The organism is Promicromonospora panici (assembly GCF_900608595.1).
Lineage (GTDB): Bacteria > Actinomycetota > Actinomycetes > Actinomycetales > Cellulomonadaceae > Promicromonospora > Promicromonospora panici.
In genome coordinates, this window is record NZ_UWYY01000009.1 from 21,427 (window position 1) to 36,804 (window position 15,378).

At 70.8% G+C, this 15,378-nt stretch carries 15 protein-coding genes; 8 read left to right on the forward strand and 7 right to left on the reverse strand.

All coding sequences use genetic code 11. The features are described from left to right. Nucleotides 1–12: 12 nt before the first annotated feature. Complete coding sequence (locus EW117_RS11660) at nucleotides 13–609, forward strand: hypothetical protein (protein WP_129786883.1); 597 nt, start codon at nucleotides 13–15, stop codon at nucleotides 607–609. Nucleotides 610–661: 52 nt separating this feature from the next. On the opposite strand, the gene EW117_RS11665 is transcribed toward EW117_RS11660, so the two are convergent. Both EW117_RS11665 and EW117_RS11670 read right to left on the reverse strand, forming a co-directional pair. Continuing rightward, entirely contained in the window at nucleotides 662–1,003 is a 342-nt protein-coding gene (locus EW117_RS11665; protein WP_129786885.1) for a nuclear transport factor 2 family protein, read from the reverse strand. Between the two features lie 133 nt (nucleotides 1,004–1,136). Next, entirely contained in the window at nucleotides 1,137–1,643 is a 507-nt protein-coding gene (locus tag EW117_RS11670) for a GNAT family N-acetyltransferase (protein WP_129786887.1), read from the reverse strand. 139 nt (nucleotides 1,644–1,782) lie between these two features. Between EW117_RS11670 and EW117_RS11675 the strand changes: the two genes are divergently transcribed. The 3 genes from EW117_RS11675 (at nucleotide 1,783) to epsC (ending at nucleotide 4,660) form a co-directional block, all read left to right on the forward strand. Then, nucleotides 1,783–2,565 carry a lytic polysaccharide monooxygenase auxiliary activity family 9 protein gene (locus tag EW117_RS11675; protein WP_129786889.1) on the forward strand — a complete coding sequence of 261 codons (783 nt, stop codon included), beginning with the start codon at nucleotides 1,783–1,785 and terminating at the stop codon, nucleotides 2,563–2,565. 563 nt (nucleotides 2,566–3,128) lie between these two features. Continuing rightward, nucleotides 3,129–4,064: a cysteine synthase A gene (cysK, locus tag EW117_RS11680; protein ID WP_129786891.1), complete on the forward strand. Its 936-nt coding sequence runs from the start codon at nucleotides 3,129–3,131 to the stop codon at nucleotides 4,062–4,064. Continuing rightward, nucleotides 4,064–4,660: a serine O-acetyltransferase EpsC gene (gene epsC / locus EW117_RS11685; protein ID WP_129786893.1), complete on the forward strand. Its 597-nt coding sequence runs from the start codon at nucleotides 4,064–4,066 to the stop codon at nucleotides 4,658–4,660. The genes cysK and epsC overlap by 1 nt, the downstream gene beginning before the upstream one ends. A 13-nt stretch (nucleotides 4,661–4,673) precedes the next feature. On the opposite strand, the gene EW117_RS11690 is transcribed toward epsC, so the two are convergent. After that, the gene (locus EW117_RS11690) at nucleotides 4,674–5,066 is read right to left on the reverse strand and encodes an MmcQ/YjbR family DNA-binding protein (RefSeq protein ID WP_129786895.1); all 393 of its coding nucleotides are present in this window, start codon (nucleotides 5,064–5,066) and stop codon (nucleotides 4,674–4,676) included. A gap of 477 nt (nucleotides 5,067–5,543) precedes the next feature. On the opposite strand from EW117_RS11690, the gene EW117_RS11695 reads away from it, so the two are divergent. Next, complete coding sequence (locus EW117_RS11695) at nucleotides 5,544–6,659, forward strand: LLM class F420-dependent oxidoreductase (RefSeq protein ID WP_129786897.1); 1,116 nt, start codon at nucleotides 5,544–5,546, stop codon at nucleotides 6,657–6,659. A 62-nt stretch (nucleotides 6,660–6,721) separates the two neighbouring features. Here EW117_RS11695 and EW117_RS11700 read toward each other — a convergent pair whose 3' ends face one another. Together EW117_RS11700 and EW117_RS11705 are read right to left on the reverse strand one after the other, a co-directional pair. Next, nucleotides 6,722–8,317 (reverse strand): bifunctional metallophosphatase/5'-nucleotidase, encoded by a 1,596-nt coding sequence (locus tag EW117_RS11700; RefSeq protein ID WP_129786899.1) that lies wholly within the window; start codon nucleotides 8,315–8,317, stop codon nucleotides 6,722–6,724. A 133-nt stretch (nucleotides 8,318–8,450) separates the two neighbouring features. Beyond that, nucleotides 8,451–8,891 (reverse strand): MGMT family protein, encoded by a 441-nt coding sequence (locus EW117_RS11705; protein ID WP_277986460.1) that lies wholly within the window; start codon nucleotides 8,889–8,891, stop codon nucleotides 8,451–8,453. A gap of 74 nt (nucleotides 8,892–8,965) precedes the next feature. On the opposite strand from EW117_RS11705, the gene EW117_RS11710 reads away from it, so the two are divergent. After that, nucleotides 8,966–10,282 carry a GNAT family N-acetyltransferase gene (locus EW117_RS11710; RefSeq protein WP_129786902.1) on the forward strand — a complete coding sequence of 439 codons (1,317 nt, stop codon included), beginning with the start codon at nucleotides 8,966–8,968 and terminating at the stop codon, nucleotides 10,280–10,282. 105 nt (nucleotides 10,283–10,387) lie between these two features. On the opposite strand, the gene EW117_RS11715 is transcribed toward EW117_RS11710, so the two are convergent. Both EW117_RS11715 and EW117_RS11720 read right to left on the reverse strand, forming a co-directional pair. Continuing rightward, nucleotides 10,388–11,476, reverse strand: coding sequence for an Fpg/Nei family DNA glycosylase (locus EW117_RS11715; RefSeq protein WP_129786903.1), 1,089 nt, complete (start codon nucleotides 11,474–11,476; stop codon nucleotides 10,388–10,390). Continuing rightward, nucleotides 11,469–11,921 carry a ribose-5-phosphate isomerase gene (locus EW117_RS11720; RefSeq protein WP_129786904.1) on the reverse strand — a complete coding sequence of 151 codons (453 nt, stop codon included), beginning with the start codon at nucleotides 11,919–11,921 and terminating at the stop codon, nucleotides 11,469–11,471. The genes EW117_RS11715 and EW117_RS11720 overlap by 8 nt, the downstream gene beginning before the upstream one ends. A gap of 49 nt (nucleotides 11,922–11,970) precedes the next feature. On the opposite strand from EW117_RS11720, the gene EW117_RS11725 reads away from it, so the two are divergent. Next, a complete protein-coding gene (locus tag EW117_RS11725) occupies nucleotides 11,971–13,989 on the forward strand; it encodes a M13 family metallopeptidase (protein WP_129786905.1) in 2,019 nt (672 codons plus the stop codon). Nucleotides 13,990–14,303: 314 nt separating this feature from the next. Next, nucleotides 14,304–15,341: a hypothetical protein gene (locus tag EW117_RS11730; protein WP_129786906.1), complete on the forward strand. Its 1,038-nt coding sequence runs from the start codon at nucleotides 14,304–14,306 to the stop codon at nucleotides 15,339–15,341. Nucleotides 15,342–15,378 lie beyond the last annotated feature (37 nt).

Consider the following 15,378-nt stretch of genomic DNA (forward strand, 5'->3'; position numbering starts at 1 on the left):
CGAATGGCAGCCATGACTGAGAGCACACCTCGCCGTCCCCGCCGTCGCTGGATCATCGCCGTCGCCTCCGTGGTGGGCGGGCTGCTGGTCCTCGGTGTGGTCGGCGAGGTGGTGCTGCGGGGCGTCATCGACGACCGGATCGAGAACACCGCCTCGAACCTGCCGCCGGGTGTGTCGGTGGCGCGGGACGACACCCCGGCGCTCTGGCAGCTGGCGACCGGACAGGCCACGCTGCGGATCGGAGTCACACCCGAGGCACTCACCAACACGGCACGGGCGGCGACGGACCTGCCGGAGCTGGAGGTCACGCCCCAGTCCGGGAGCCTGGTCGCGCAGGTGCCGCTGGCCGTCGGCGGCACCGAGGAGACCGTGGACGTGCTGCTCTCCGTGGCGGCCGAGGGCGGCCGGGCGGTGCTCCGGGCGGACACCGTCCGGTTCGCCGGGCTCAGCCTCCCGGTCGCCGCCCTGGCCGACCAGCTCGGCATCACCCAGCTCGACCAGCTCGCCGACGGCGTGACGTTCCCCGAGGGCGAGAGCCAGGTGGCGATCTCGTCGGCGCAGGCGACCGAGGACGGCCTGGAGCTGGGGGCCGAGGTGGCGATGTGGTGAGCGACGGTGTGGTGAGCGACGGGACTCAGCGCTCTGCACCTGGTTGGCCACCTCAGCTGAGGACCAGGCTCGCGATCTTCCCGTCGCGCAGCTGGAACTTGAACGGCCCGGTCCCGTTGAACCGGTTGCTCGTCACCTTGATGTTCGCGGTGTACTCGCCGTGCGCGGCTCCGGGCAGCACCGAGATCAGCTCGAACTGGCTCTGCATGCCGATGTTGTCGGTCTCGTTCCAGCTCCGGACGCCGTCCGGTCCGCGGAACTCGCGTCCCCAGTCGTTCAGGTAGGCATCGTCCGCGAAGGTGGCGACGAATCGCTCGGTGTCGGCAGCGTTGGTGGCGTCGATGAACTCCTGGATGACGGGCGGGACGACGGCGGGCGGGTCGGTGACAGCCATACGAACCTCCGAGACACTCGGTTTCCCCGACCATAGGCACAGTTCGCTCCACCAGCCAGGGCTCGCCAGTCCTCCCCTCGCGGACGCGTCCGACGCCGGTCCGGACCGCCGTCGACCGAGCGCTGTAGCCGACTCAGTCGAGGCGCAGCTCGTAGAACCGCCAGAGGTGCTGGAGCTCCGCGGGAATCTCGGAACCCTCGTACGGCGAGCGCTCCACGAACCCGCGCGACTCGTAGAGCCGGTGGGCGTCGCGCATGAAGCGGTTGCTGTCCAGCCGGACCACCGGCGCCCGAAGGTCATCGCGACACAGGTCCAGCAGCCAGTCGAGCATCTCGGAGCCCAGGTGCGCGCCGCGGTGCTCGGGGCGCACGAACATCCGCTTGATCTCGGCGGCGCCGTCGTCCTGCACGCGGAGCGCGGCGACGCCGGCGGGCGCGCCGTCGACCTCGGCAAGCCCGATCATGCCGGACGGACGTCGGAACTTGCCCAGGGCGTCAGCCGTCTGCTGCACCTCCATACCCATCGCGAAGCCGTACGTCTGCTCGAACGTGGCGAGCGCCCAGGCCATGTACTCGGTCATCAGCTCGAGCACGACGGCGTCGTCGTGGGCCGATGCCTCGCGAATCCGGGACTGGTTCACCACTCATTCCTTTCACGACGGCGGCAGAAACTCTAATCGTTTCACCGGGTAGTTTCGCCCGTGCCGCCTCCGCACAGTGGTCCTGCACGCGCCGTGGCGGGCTCCGCCAGGCGCACCAGCCGAGCACCTGGAGGAACCAATGTCCATCCGTGCGCACAAGCGCAGTCTCACGCTCGCCATCACCGCGGCGCTGGTCGCGCCGTTCGCCATGGTCACCGCGGTCACCGTCGGCACCGTCGCAGCCGCTCCCGCCGCCGCTCATGGCTCAGTGACCGACCCACCCACCCGCAACTACGGGTGCTTCGAGCGCTGGGGCAGCGATCACCTGAACCCGGAGATGGCCAACATCGACCCGATGTGCTGGGGCGCGTGGCAGCACGACCCCAACGCGATGTGGAACTGGAACGGCCTCTACCGGGAGAACGTCGGCGGGAACCACGAGGGCGTCATACCCAACGGGCAGCTCTGCTCGGGTGGACGCACCCAGTCACCGCGGTACGACTACATGGACACCCCTGGCCCGTGGGTCGCCAAGGACGTGCCGCAGCAGTTCCACCTCACGCTGACCGACCAGGCGCGCCACGGCGCGGACTACCTGCGCATCTACGTCTCCAAGCCCGGCTTCGACCCGACGACGGAGGCGCTCGGCTGGGACGACGTCGACCTGGTCAAGGAGACCGGCTCCTACCCGTCGCAGGGCACCTACGAGACGGACGTCGACCTGTCCGGGCGTAGCGGTCGCGCCGTCCTGTACACGATCTGGCAGGCCTCCCACCTCGACCAGCCGTACTACCTGTGCTCGGACATCAACATCGGCGGCGGCACTGCCGATGCCGATGCCGATGCCGATGCCGAGTCCACCGTCGAGACGGTCGCGACGACGGCCGCCACCGCCGGCCGGCTCGGCCGGTTCGCCGCCTGACCTGCACTGAGCTGACCTGCGCCAAGCGGGCAGTCGCAGCGCCCTCCAGCAACCCGTCGGCCTCGGTCCTTCAGTGGACCGGGGCCGATGTGGTGTCTCCCGGCGGGGCCTCGACGACCCGGGGCCGTGTCGCAAAGCATCGACATGATCGATAGCTGAGACAGATCTTGTCTCAGAGTCCTCCCCCGCGTAATCTGCTCCAGGCGAGCCGCTGGCCCGCCAACGGAACACGCAGCCGCGCGGCCATCCGGCCGCCCCACGCAGGGAGGACGTCTTGAGCACCGTGCGCTCCGCACTCCCCACCGCCTTCCGTCCGGCCGCCACGCACTGGATGTGCGCAACCGGCTGCTGCCCCCGAGGCTGTCTGTAGAGCGTCCGCTTCGCGTCCGACCACATCGGCTCCGCCGAACGTGGCCCAGGCGCCAGCGCGACGCTCCGGCCCCGACACCAGCCCCAGACGCTCCACGCCAGACCCGAGGTTCGCATCCGCACGACCTGGGCGACGACGTCGGGCACGCACGACTCCAGCCAGCCACACCCGCCACACAGCGAAGGAAGAAACAATGGCCCGCATCTACGACGACGCGACCAAGCTCATCGGCAACACCCCGCTCGTCAAGCTCAACCACCTCACCGAAGGCCTCGAGGCGACGGTTCTCGGGAAGCTCGAGTTCTACAACCCCGCCAACTCCGTGAAGGACCGCATCGGCGTGTCGATCATCGACGCCGCCGAGGCGTCCGGTGAGCTCAAGGAGGGCGGCACGATCGTCGAGGGCACCTCCGGGAACACGGGCATCGCCCTGGCCTGGGTAGGCGCGGCACGCGGTTACAAGGTGGTTCTCGCGATGCCGGAGACCATGTCCAAGGAGCGCCGCGCACTGCTGCGCGCGTACGGCGCCGAGCTCGTGCTCACGCCGGGCGCCGAGGGCATGAAGGGCGCCGTCGCGGCGGCCGAGAAGATCGCGCAGGAGCGCCCGGGCGCCATCCTGGCCCGTCAGTTCGCCAACGAGGCCAACCCGAAGATCCACCGCGAGACCACCGCCGAGGAGATCTGGGCCGACACCGACGGCCAGGTCGACATCCTGGTGTCCGGCATCGGCACGGGCGGCACCATCACCGGTGTGGGCCAGGTGCTGAAGGACAGGAACCCCGACATCAAGGTCGTCGCGGTCGAGCCCGAGGAGTCGCCCATCCTGAACGGCGGCGCCCCCGGCCCGCACAAGATCCAGGGCATCGGCGCCAACTTCGTGCCGGAGATCCTCGACACCAAGGTGTACGACGAGGTCATCGACATCAACCTCGCCACCGCCATCGACGCCGCGCGTCGGTCGGCCAAGGAGGAGGGCCTGCTGGTCGGCACTTCGTCCGGCGCCGCCCTGGCGGCGGCCCTGCAGGTCGCGAAGCGCCCGGAGAACGCCGGCAAGACCATCGTCGTGATCATCCCCGACTTCGGCGAGCGCTACCTGTCCACCCCGCTGTTCGAGGGTCTGGTCGACTGATGGCGGGGGTGCGCGGGCTGTTCCAGGTCCTCGCCGAGGACCTCGACGCCGCGCGCGCCCACGACCCGGCCGCACGGTCCCGCCTGGAGGTCGCCCTCGCCTACCCGGGCGTACACGCGCTCTGGGCGTACCGCGCGGCACACCGCCTGTGGCGGGTCCCTTCCCTTCGCCTGCCCGCGCGGCTGCTCTCGCAGTTCGCGCGGGCGGCGACGGGAATCGAGATCCACCCGGGCGCGCGGCTGGGGCAGCGACTGTTCATCGACCACGGCATGGGTGTCGTGATCGGTGAGACGGCGGTGGTGGGTGACGACGTCATGCTGTACCACGGCGTCACCCTGGGCGGGCGGTCGCTCAACCGGGGAAAGCGCCACCCGACCCTGGGCGACCGCGTGACGGTCGGCGCGGGCGCGAAGGTGCTCGGTCCCGTCTGGGTCGGGGACGACGCGCAGATCGGCGCCAACGCCGTCGTCGTGAAGGACGTGCCCGCCGGGGCCGTCGCGGTGGGGATACCCGCGCGGATCCGGGTGCCGCAGGCGCCGGTGGCGGAGCGCGAACGCCACGAGGACCCGTCGGAGCTCATCGAGTACTCGATCTGACCTCGCGCGACCCTCAGCGCAATGTGTCCGCGTGCTGCTCCGCTAGGCGCGGCGGCGCCGTGGCGAGCCAGGCGTCGACCAGGGCCTCCCGCAGCTCGACGTCGCCGACGACGTCGAGCTGGATCAGCAGCCCGGCGAAACCGTCGAAGTGCTGGATGGTGAAAAACCCCGGCCGACCCTCGGCAAGGATCGCTTCCTTCTCGCCCAGGTCCTCGACCCGCACGCCGATGATCGGCCCCTCCGGCACGGGATCGTCCCCGAACCGCTTGAGATCGGCCTTGGTGAACGGGCGCTCCCACGCGAACGCCTTGTTGCCGACGGACCAGGCCCGGTGCTCGCGGCTGACCCCCTCGGCGGTCTCGGGCAGCGCGAGGGCGAGCCGGGCGACGTCGTCGTAGGTGGCCACGAAGCCACCGTAGACCTCCGGTTCGACGAGCACCCGCACCACTGCACGACTAGAGTGCGGCTGGCCGTCCAGGCGGAAAGCGGAACGTGATCAATGCGGGTGCACGTGGCCCCGCTCTCGAAGGGCGTGATCCGATGGAATGCACGCACCGCAGCTCACGTGAGGCCGAGGTCCTGGCCGAGGAGGACGCGCTCCGCCGCGCCGAGAGTCTCGACCGCTCGGCATGTCCTCGCCGAGTACGAGGAGCTCCACGGCCCGATTTCACAACAGGAGATAAACGACGCCGAGGCGGAGATTCGTCGCGCCGACGCGTTAGAGGCGGAAGTGCCGGTCAGTGGCCACAATCCGCCACGCTAACGGTAGAGGCCTCGGTGGTGGGCGGCAGCGCAGCTGCAGCCCGCGCACCCGGTAGGGTGTGGGCAGTATCTGGGACGCGCCGTCCCAGGTAAGACGTTCCCACGACGAGGTGACCCCCACATGCGCATCGGAATCCAGACCGGCTACTGGTCCCGCAAGCCCCCCAAGGGCATCCAGCTGTTCATCGTGGCCGCCGACAAGCTCGGCCTCGACTCGGTCTGGACGGCGGAGGCCTACGGCTCGGACGCCTTCTCGCCGCTGGCCTGGTGGGGTTCCCGCACCCGGAACGTGCGGCTGGGCACGGGCATCGCTCAGCTCTCGGCCCGCACGCCGACAGCGACCGCCATGCAGGCCCTCACGATGGACCACCTGTCGAAGGGCCGGTTCGTGCTCGGGCTCGGCGCCTCGGGCCCGCAGGTCGTCGAGGGCTGGTACGGCCAGCCGTACAAGCGGCCGCTGGCCCGGACACGCGAGTACGTCGACGTCGTGCGGCAGGTCATGCGCCGCGAGGCACCCGTGACCCACGACGGCTCGTTCTACCAGCTGCCGCTGCCCGCCGACGCGCCCGGTTCGATGGGGCTGGGCAAGGCCCTCAAGCCGACGGTGCACCCGTTCCGCCCGGAGATCCCGATCGTGCTGGCCGCGCAGGGTCCCAAGAACGTGGCCCTCGCGGCCGAGATAGCCGACGGCTGGATGGCCGGCTTCTACGCGCCCCGGATGGACGACGAGTTCCGCGCCCTGCTCGCGGAGGGCTTCGACGCGCGTTCGGAGGAGCGTTCGCCGGCTGACGGGTTCGAGGTGTGCGCGGGCGTCCCCGTCGTCGTGCGGGACGACGTCGAGGCCGCCGCCGACGTCGTCCGCCCCTTCATCGCCCTGTACGCAGGCGGGATGGGCGCCAAGGAGGCGAACTTCCACAAGCAGTCGCTCGACCGGCTCGGCTACCAGGAGCCGCTCGACAAGGTGCAGGAGCTGTACCTTGCCGGGCGCAAGGAGGAGGCCGCGAAGGCCGTGCCGACGCAGCTCGTGGAGGAGATCGCGCTCGTCGGGCCGATCGACAAGATCCGCCGAGAGCTGCCGACCTGGGAGAACACCGCGATCACGACGCTGCTCCTCCAGGGCGACCCGGCCTCGATGCTTGGTGTGCTGGCGGCGTCGCAGGACTCGTCGCTCGCAGGCCGCGCCCGCCAGACGGCGGGCGCCCTCCTGTCGCGGGTAGCCCCCCGACGCGTCCGTTGAGTGCTGGGTATTCGCCCTGTTTCGAGCGTTGACGGGGCGAGTATCCAGCGCTCAACGACGGCTTACGGGAGGAGGACGGTGATGCGGCCGTCCGGTTCGACATCGATCGTGCCCAGGGTGCGGGCGTGGTCGGCGATCACCTCGGCGTCCACCGGGGCTTCCCCGATCGGCACGAGCTCTTCGGCGTCCGCGAAGCCGCTGACACCGTCGCCGCCCCCGGCGACGTAGTTCGTCACCGCAACCGTGTACGACGCCGCGGGGTCGAGCGGCTGCCCGCCCACCCGGACGTCGCTCACCCGCGAGCCGACTGCGGCGCTCGGCGAGTACGCGTACGCCATGCCGGACACCTGCGGGAAGCCGCCGCCGGCGTCCTCCACCTCGGACACCGCGTCCTCCAGCGACTTGAGCAGGCCCGCCCCGGTGACCCGTACCTTCAGCACCCGGTTGCTGAAGGGCGCGATCGAGTAGGCGTCGCGGAGCGTGAACTGCGGCCCCGGCGCCTCGGCGCGCAGGCCGCCGCCGTTCACCCAGCCGACGTCGGCCTGGTGCCGCGCCCGGAACGCATCCGCCACGAAGTTGCCCAGGGCGGTCTCCTGGTTGCGACTGTCCTGGTCGGGGTCGAGCAGCGGGGTCTCGACGTCGGCCAGCACCTCGGACAGCCGCTCGTCCATCTCGGCCGCGTAGCGCTCCTCGACCTCGCGCAGCTCAGGGTCGGGGACGACCGTATGGTCCACCTCGATGACCGACGGCGCGACGACGTGCTCACCGCGCCGCTTGGTGATGTCCAGGCGGATGAGCGAGCCGATGTTCCCCTCGGACGCCATGAGCGGCACGTCCCCCTCGTACTCGATCACGGACTCGTACTCGGCCATCTCCTCGCCGAAGACGGCGTCCAGCTCCGGCACGGCCCGCGCCAGCTCATGGTTCTCGTCCATCGGGTACTGGGTCACGGCCACGACGACGTCGACCCTGGCGTGCGCCTTCAGGTCGGCGACGGCGGCGCGCGCCGCCTCCACCGGGTCGGTCTCGACGAGGTCGCCCGCAGCCGACGTCGTCTCGATGGCATCCGTGAGGCCCACGAAACCGACGCGGACCTTGCCCACCCGCCGCACCGCCCAGGTGCCGTCCTCGACGAAGGGCGACCCCGCGGTGTCGGTCAGGTTGGACGTGATCCACGGGAACTCGGACGCCGCGACCAGCTCGCGCGCGTGGTCCACGCCGAAGTCGAAGTCGTGCTGGCCGAAGTTCGCCAGGTCCACGCCCACCTCGTTGAGTGCGTCGACCATCGGCACACCCTTGTAGAGGCCGCCGAACAGCGTCCCGCCGGCGAGGTCCCCGCCGAAGACGAGGGCCGTGGCCGGGTTCTGCTCCTCGACCGTGCGCACCGCCGTGGCCAGGCGGGCGACGCCGCCGCGGTCCTGGCCGCCGGACAGCACCGGGCCGATCTCGTGCGCGTCGTGGAAGTACAGGAGGGTCGCGGCGCGCTTGGAGTGGTGCTGGGCGTGCGCGGCAGTGGGTGCCTCGGCGGGTGTCTCTGCCGCGGGTGTCTCAGCGGGGGGTGTCTCAGCGGCGGCGGAGGTCAGACCCGACGCGGCCAGCCCGGCAGCGAGCAGCGACGCTCCGAAAATCCTGGCAGGACGGGAGAAGTGGCGGTGCATGACAGAACCTCCGGACGGATCAGTTTCGCCTCAGGACGCTAGCCCGCCGCAGTGAACGCACCAGTCCCCGCGCGTGAACTGTGGGTGACTCCGCCCGAGGCTGCCCGATCGCCGCCCCCCGCCGTCTCCGGTCTCACTCGGCGTCGTGCGCCGGCTCCGCGGCGTCCTCGGGGAACCACACCGCGCGCCTCAGGTTCACGCGGGCGCCGTCGCGGGACAGCGGGCAGCCCTCCGCGCGCAGCGCGTCCAAGGCCTTGGTCAGGTGCTGCTGGGGCGGGGATCCGGCCGCGTTGACGACGCGCCACCAGGGCACGCGTCCGCCGTCGTCCGGGTCGCCGTCGCCCGCCCGGCCCGCGTCGTCGTCCGGGACCAGGTGCGCGTACCGGTCCCCCGACCCGGCCATGACGCTCCCCACCTGGCGCGGCCCGCCACGGCCGAGCTCCTCACCGACGATCTCGGCGATCAGCCCGTACGTCATCGCGCGGCCCGAGGGGATGCGCCGCACGACGTCCAGCACCGCGGCGGCGTACTCCTCGACATCGGTCAGCTGGGCTCCGGGTGGCTGGTCGGTCACGAGTGCGATCGTAGACGCGGACACCGACAGTGCCCGGCAGATTTCCGCTTGCCCTGCGGTGCGACGATCGGCCTATGGCTCTTCCCGAGATTGCCCTGCCCGCCGGCTACCGCTGGCGCACGCTGACCCCGGACGACCAGCGGCTCGTGACCGAGCTGGACACGTGGGCGTTCCCCACAGGCCTTGCCCACGACGACATCGACGCCACCCCGTCGCCCCTGACCTGGGAGCGCGCGATAGCGATCGAGGCCGAGGGATCCGACGGGCTGGTGGCGCTGCACGCGTCCTACCCCTTCGGGCACTTCCCCGTGCCCGGCGCCGAGCTGCCGACCGCAGGCCTGACCTGGGTGGGCGTGCACCCGCAGCACCGCCGCCGCGGCCTGCTGACGGCGATGATCAACCTGCACCTGGCGCGCTCCGCCGAGCGCGGCGAGGCGCTCAGCGCCCTGTTCGCCGCCGAGGCGCCGATCTACGGCCGGTTCGGTTACGGCCACGCGGCCGACGACCTCCGCCTGAAGATCCCGCGCGGCGCGGCCCTCCGGGACGTACCGGGAGCCGAGCGGCACACCGTCCGGGTCGAGGTCGCCACTCGCGAGAAGCACGGCGAGCTCGAGGACCGCCTGCATCGCGCGGCAGGCGCCGCACCCACGGGCGTGCCCGGCATCAATCGCCCGGGCTGGGTCACGCGCGAGACCGAGGAGCTGCAGGCCTACTGGTGGGCCGACGCCCCGATCTACCGCGACGGGCGCGAGTCCCGGCGCATCATGATCGTCGAGCTCGACGGCGAACCGCGCGGCTACGTCACGTTCCGCCGCACCCTGAACTGGGAGGCCGCCGGGCCGCGCGGGCGGGTCCACGCCGGCGAGGTCGTCGCGCTCGACGCCGCCGCCGCGCGGGCCCTGTGGGGCGCGCTGCTCGACCTCGACCTGACGAACGAGGTCGCGCCGTTCGTCCTGCCCGTGGACGACGTGATCACGCACCTCCTGGTGAACCTGCGCGCCGCCGAACCGCGCACCCCGGACAACGTCTGGGTCCGGCTGGTCGACGTCGCCGCGGCGCTCGCCGGACGCCAGTACGCGGCCGACGTCGACGTCACGCTCGCCGTGACCGACACGCGGCTGCCCGCCAACGCCGGGGTCTACCGCCTGCAGGCGGAGGCCTTCGGGCCGGCGTCGGTGGAGCGGGTGGACCCGGAGTTCGACTCCCCCGAGCTGTCCCTCGACGTCCGCGAGCTGGGCGCCGCCTATCTGGGCGGCAAGTCGCTCGCGGCGCTGGCCGCGGCCGGACTCGTCACCGAGCACCCGCGCCCCGGGCAGCGTGAGGGCGTGCTGGCCCGCGCGAGCACGGCGTTCGGCTGGCCGGTCGCGCCGGCGTCGTCCTGGGTCTTCTGACAACCCCCGCCCAGGCTTGGTTGTGGGCGCGACCGTTGCGACTACGCGTCCGTTTTAGACGCAACGGTCACCCTCACAACCAAGGGCTGTCCGCGGTGTCGACGGTCAGGTCTGGCAGGTGTCGCACCAGAACAGGTTGCGGCCTGCCAGCTCCTTGATCAGCACCGGCGTCCCGCACACGCGGCACGGCAGACCGTCCCGGTGGTAGACGTAGAACGCCTGGTCGGCGGGCACGGCGTCCGGCGCGCCGTCGGTGTTCTGCCGGGTCCGACGTCGCCCGTCGACATCGGGCCTGTGTTCACCTGAGCCCTGGTCAGGGTCCTGTTCTCGACGGACCGGGCGGTCCGCGGGCCGGGTCGTCACGATCGCGCCGTGCGCGGCGCCGTCGCGCATGAGCGTCACCAGGTCGTCCCAGATGGCCCGGACCGCGGCGGCGGGGACGTCACGTCCCGGGCGCAGCGGGTCGACGCCGGCCCGGAACAGGGCCTCGGCGCGGTAGATGTTCCCGACCCCGGCGACGACAGCCTGGTCCATGAGCTGCTGCCCGATCGTCACCCGCGACCGGCCGACCGCCGCGACGAAGGCCTCGACGTCGCCGTCGTCCCGGATGGGGTCGGGGCCGAGGCGCGCCTGGACCGCCGTCTTCTCCTCGGCCGTGATCACCTCGCAGGCCGTGGGTCCGGTGAGGTCGGCGACGGCGTGGTCGCCGAGCAGGCGCACGCGTACCTGCCCGCGCGGCTCCGGCACGATCCACGTGTCAGACGTGGAGCTCACCAGGGTGACCTGTGGGTCTGACCCGTCCGACGCCGGCGGAGGCGGCGCCGTCGTCTCGCGCTCCCCGATCCGACGCCGGGGCGCGCCGATGGCATGCGCCACCTCGGGCGCGTCCGGGGCGCCCGCGAACGTCCACGCGCCGTACAGCCCGAGGTGCGTGCGCAGCCACAAGATGTCAGAGCCTGAGGTCACTCCGGTGACCCGAGCGTCTGACACGTCGGCGGGCGCCGAACGGCCGGCGGGGGCGAAGCCCAGGAACAGCTGCTTGCCCCAGGCCTCGCTCGCCACCAGACGCCGGCCGTCGAGCACGGCCGCGCCGTCGGCGAACCGTCCCTGGGGGCTGCTCACCCGCAGGATCTGGCCGGAGTACAACGAGGCGAACGTCCGCGCGAGGCGGTGGACGGTGTGACCCTCAGGCACGCTTGCTCTCGTAGTCCGCGAGCTGGTCGATGCGGCGCTGGTGCCGCTCGTTGCCGCTGAACGACTCGGCCACGAAGGCCTCGACGAACGACGTCGCCTCCTCCACCGAGTGCATGCGGCCGCCCACGGCGATCACGTTCGCGTCGTTGTGCTGGCGGCCCAGCCTGGCGGTCTCCAGCGACCACGCGAGCACGGCGCGCACGCCCGTGACCTTGTTCGCGGCGATCTGCTCCCCGTTGCCCGAGCCGCCGATCACGATGCCGAGCGAACCCGGCTCCGCGACGACGGCCTCGCCGGCCGAGATGCAGAAGGCCGGGTAGTCGTCCAGGGGGTCGAGCTCGTGGGCCCCGTGGTCGATCACCTCGTGCCCGGCGGTGGTCAGGTGCTGCACCAGGTGCTGCTTGAGGTCGTACCCGGCGTGGTCGGCGGCGATGTGCAGGCGCATGGATCTATCTTCCCTCATCCGCGGGCCAACTCTTGCGTACGCTGGCGCAATGACCACCGACGCCACGGGATTCACGTCGGGCATCGACCTCGACGCGCTCGACCCCGCAACCCGACCGCAGGACGACCTGTACCGCCACGTCAACGGGCGGTGGATCGACACCCACGAGATCCCCGCCGACCGCGCCATGGACGGCGCGTTCCGTGCCCTCTACGACCAGGCGGAGGTGCACGTCCGGGAGATCATCCAGGATGCGCCCACCGGCTCCATGATTGGCGACCTGTACGCGAGCTTCATGGACACGGAGCGCATCGCCGGGCTCGGCGCCACGCCTCTGGACGAGGACTTCGCGCTGATCCAGGACGCCCACAGCATGGCTGACCTGACCCGCGCGCTGGGCACGCTGCAGCGCACGGGCGGTACGGCGGGTGTCCGCTTCTGGGTGGACAACGACGCGACCGACCCGGAGAAGTACGTCGTCTACCTCCGGCAGTCCGGTCTCGGCTTGCCGGACGAGGCGTACTACCGCGAGGAGCAGTACGCCCCGATCCGCAAGAAGTACCTGCCGCACGTGGCCAGGATGCTGCGGTTCGCCAAGGTCGACGAGACGTGGGGCATCTCCTGCGACGACGCCGCGCGCCGCGTCCTCGAGCTGGAGAAGCGGCTCGCCGCCCACCACTGGGACGTCGTCCGCGACCGCGACGCGACCCTCACCTACAACCCGATGACGCTCGCCGACCTCGTCGAGTCGGCGCCCGGTTTCGACTGGGTGGCTTGGGCGGAGGCCCTCGGCGTGCCCGACGGCGCGTTCGACCACCTCGTGGTGCGCGAGCCCGACTTCGCGACCGGCTTCGCCGCCCTGTGGAGCGAGCTGTCGCTGCTGGACTGGCAGCTCTGGATGACGTACCACGTGGTCAGCGCCCGGGCGCCCTACCTGACGGACGACATCGTCGAGGCCAACTTCGACTTCTACGGCCGCACCCTCACGGGCGCGCAGGAGGTGCGCGAGCGCTGGAAGCGCGGCGTGGCGCTCGTGGAGGGCGCGCTCGGCGAGGTGGTGGGCGCCGAGTACGTGGCGCGGCACTTCCCGCCGTCGAACAAGGCCAAGATGGACCGGCTCGTGGAAGCCCTCGTCGCGGCCTACCGGGAGTCCATCGAGGGCCTCGACTGGATGACCGACGAGACCAAGGCCAAGGCCCTGACCAAGCTCGAGAAGTTCACGCCCAAGGTCGGGTACCCGGTGAAGTGGCGCGACTACTCCGAGCTCGGGGTCGACGCGGCCGACCTGGTGGGCAACGTCCGCCGGTCCAACGCGTTCGACCAGGACTACGAGCTGGCGAAGATCGGCAAGCCGCTGGACCGCGACGAGTGGTTCATGACGCCGCAGACCGTCAACGCGTACTACAACCCCGGGATGAACGAGATCGTGTTCCCCGCTGCGATCCTGCAGCCCCCGTTCTTCGACCCCGAGGCCGACGACGCCGTGAACTTCGGCGGGATCGGCGGCGTCATCGGGCACGAGATCGGGCACGGGTTCGACGACCAGGGCTCCAAGTACGACGGCGACGGCCGCCTCGAGGACTGGTGGACCGACGCTGACCGCACCGAGTTCGAGAAGCGCACGAGCGCGCTGATCGCGCAGTACGACGAGTTCCGCCCGGCGCAGCTGGCGGCGTCCGCCGTTGATACTGACGGCGGCGACGCCGAGGGGGCGGAGGACGCGCATGTCAACGGCAGCCTCACGATCGGCGAGAACATCGGCGACCTGGGCGGGCTGTCGATCGCGATCAAGGCGTACCGGATCGCGCTGGGCAAGCCCCTGGAGGAGGCGCCGGTCGTGGACGGGCTGACCGCCCTGGAGCGGATCTTCCTCGGCTGGGCGCAGGTGTGGCAGTCCAAGGGCCGGGACGAGGAGGTGCTCCGCCGCCTCGCGACGGACCCGCACTCCCCCAACGAGTTCCGCTGCAACGGCGTGGTGCGCAACGTGGACGAGTTCTACACGACGTACGACGTCAAGCCGGGCGACGCCCTCTACCTCCCGGAAGCGGACCGCGTCCGCATCTGGTGACCCCGCTCGACCCCCCTCTCGCCGAGGTAGAACCCTGGCGAGGTAGAACCCTGGCGAGGTAGAACCCTGGCGAGGTAGAACCCTGGCGAGGTAGAACCCTGGCGAGGTAGAACCCTGGCGAGGTAGAACCCTGGCGAGGTAGAACCCTGGCGAGGTAGGAGCCTGGCGAGGTAGAACCACAGCGGATTTCTTCCGAGCAACTGCGGTCGCCAACGACCACGGTTCTAGGCAGCGAATGCGACCACAGGACGCGTTGTCCACAGGCGGCGGTCGGCCCGTAAACGGCCGGCCGCCGCTTCGTGCAGCATCGGCATATGACCACGACGCCCTCGCACACCCTGGCGCTGCGGCGCATCGCTTTGCAGTTGGACGCCCTCACTGCAGGCGAGGCACCTCATTCCAGGTTCTACTCAGCTGACAGTCCGCCGCCGACAGTCCCACCCGCGCTTCAGTACGACAAGACGACCCGGCCCCTGGTTGCCGACGCTGCAAAGAGCGAAAGGGTGGTGCGGGTACGTCGGGGTGTGTACGTCCCGACGCCGGAGTCGGTTCGTGCCTTCGACGCCGAGTTCCTCACCGAGGTGCGGGGCGTCGTCGAAGCACTGGACACGGAGTTCTGGATCAGCCACACCGCGGCGGCACGCCTCCATGGCCTGTGGACCTACCGCGATCCCGGGCACGTCCACGTCATCCATGAATATCATCCATCCGTCCAGGACGAAGGGCGCCTGATCCGCCATTGGTCCAAGAGACTGCCTGCCAGGGATCGGACCGTGGTCGGCGGCATACCGGTCACCACGCTTGAACGAACGATGGTCGATGTGGCCTGCAGCGCTCCACTCTCCTGCGCGCTCGTCATAGTGACGGCCGGGTTCCGCGCAGGTGCCGATCCGGTCGTCGTCGGGCAGATCCTTGACGAACGAGCCGGAGGGCGCGGCGTAGTGCAGGCGCGGAGGGTCATGGAACTGTGCGACCCGGACTGCGCGTCACCGGGCGAGGTCCTGATGCGGCTCGCAGCGATCCTGGCGGGACTGCCGCAACCACAAATCCAGGTGCCAGTCGCGATACCTGGCGGAACTGCGTGGCTCGACCTCGGATGGCCTGCGATCAGAGCAGGCCTCGAGTTCGACGGCGCTGTGAAGTTCTCGGGGCTCCTGGGGGATCCTCTCGCGGCACGCGACCGGCAATCCTCCCGCCAAGCAGGGATCGAACATGCAGGATGGCAGGTCGAGAGCGTCGTCTGGGACGAGACCGTGGAGTTCGAAGCCTTGCAGGAGCGGATATGCGCGTTCTACCGACGCGCGGCGACCCGACACTCTCGCAGTAGTAAGCCGGTGCTTGCTACCGCGTGAGAGCTGGAGGGACGCGCGGGCCCCGCCGACCGTTCGG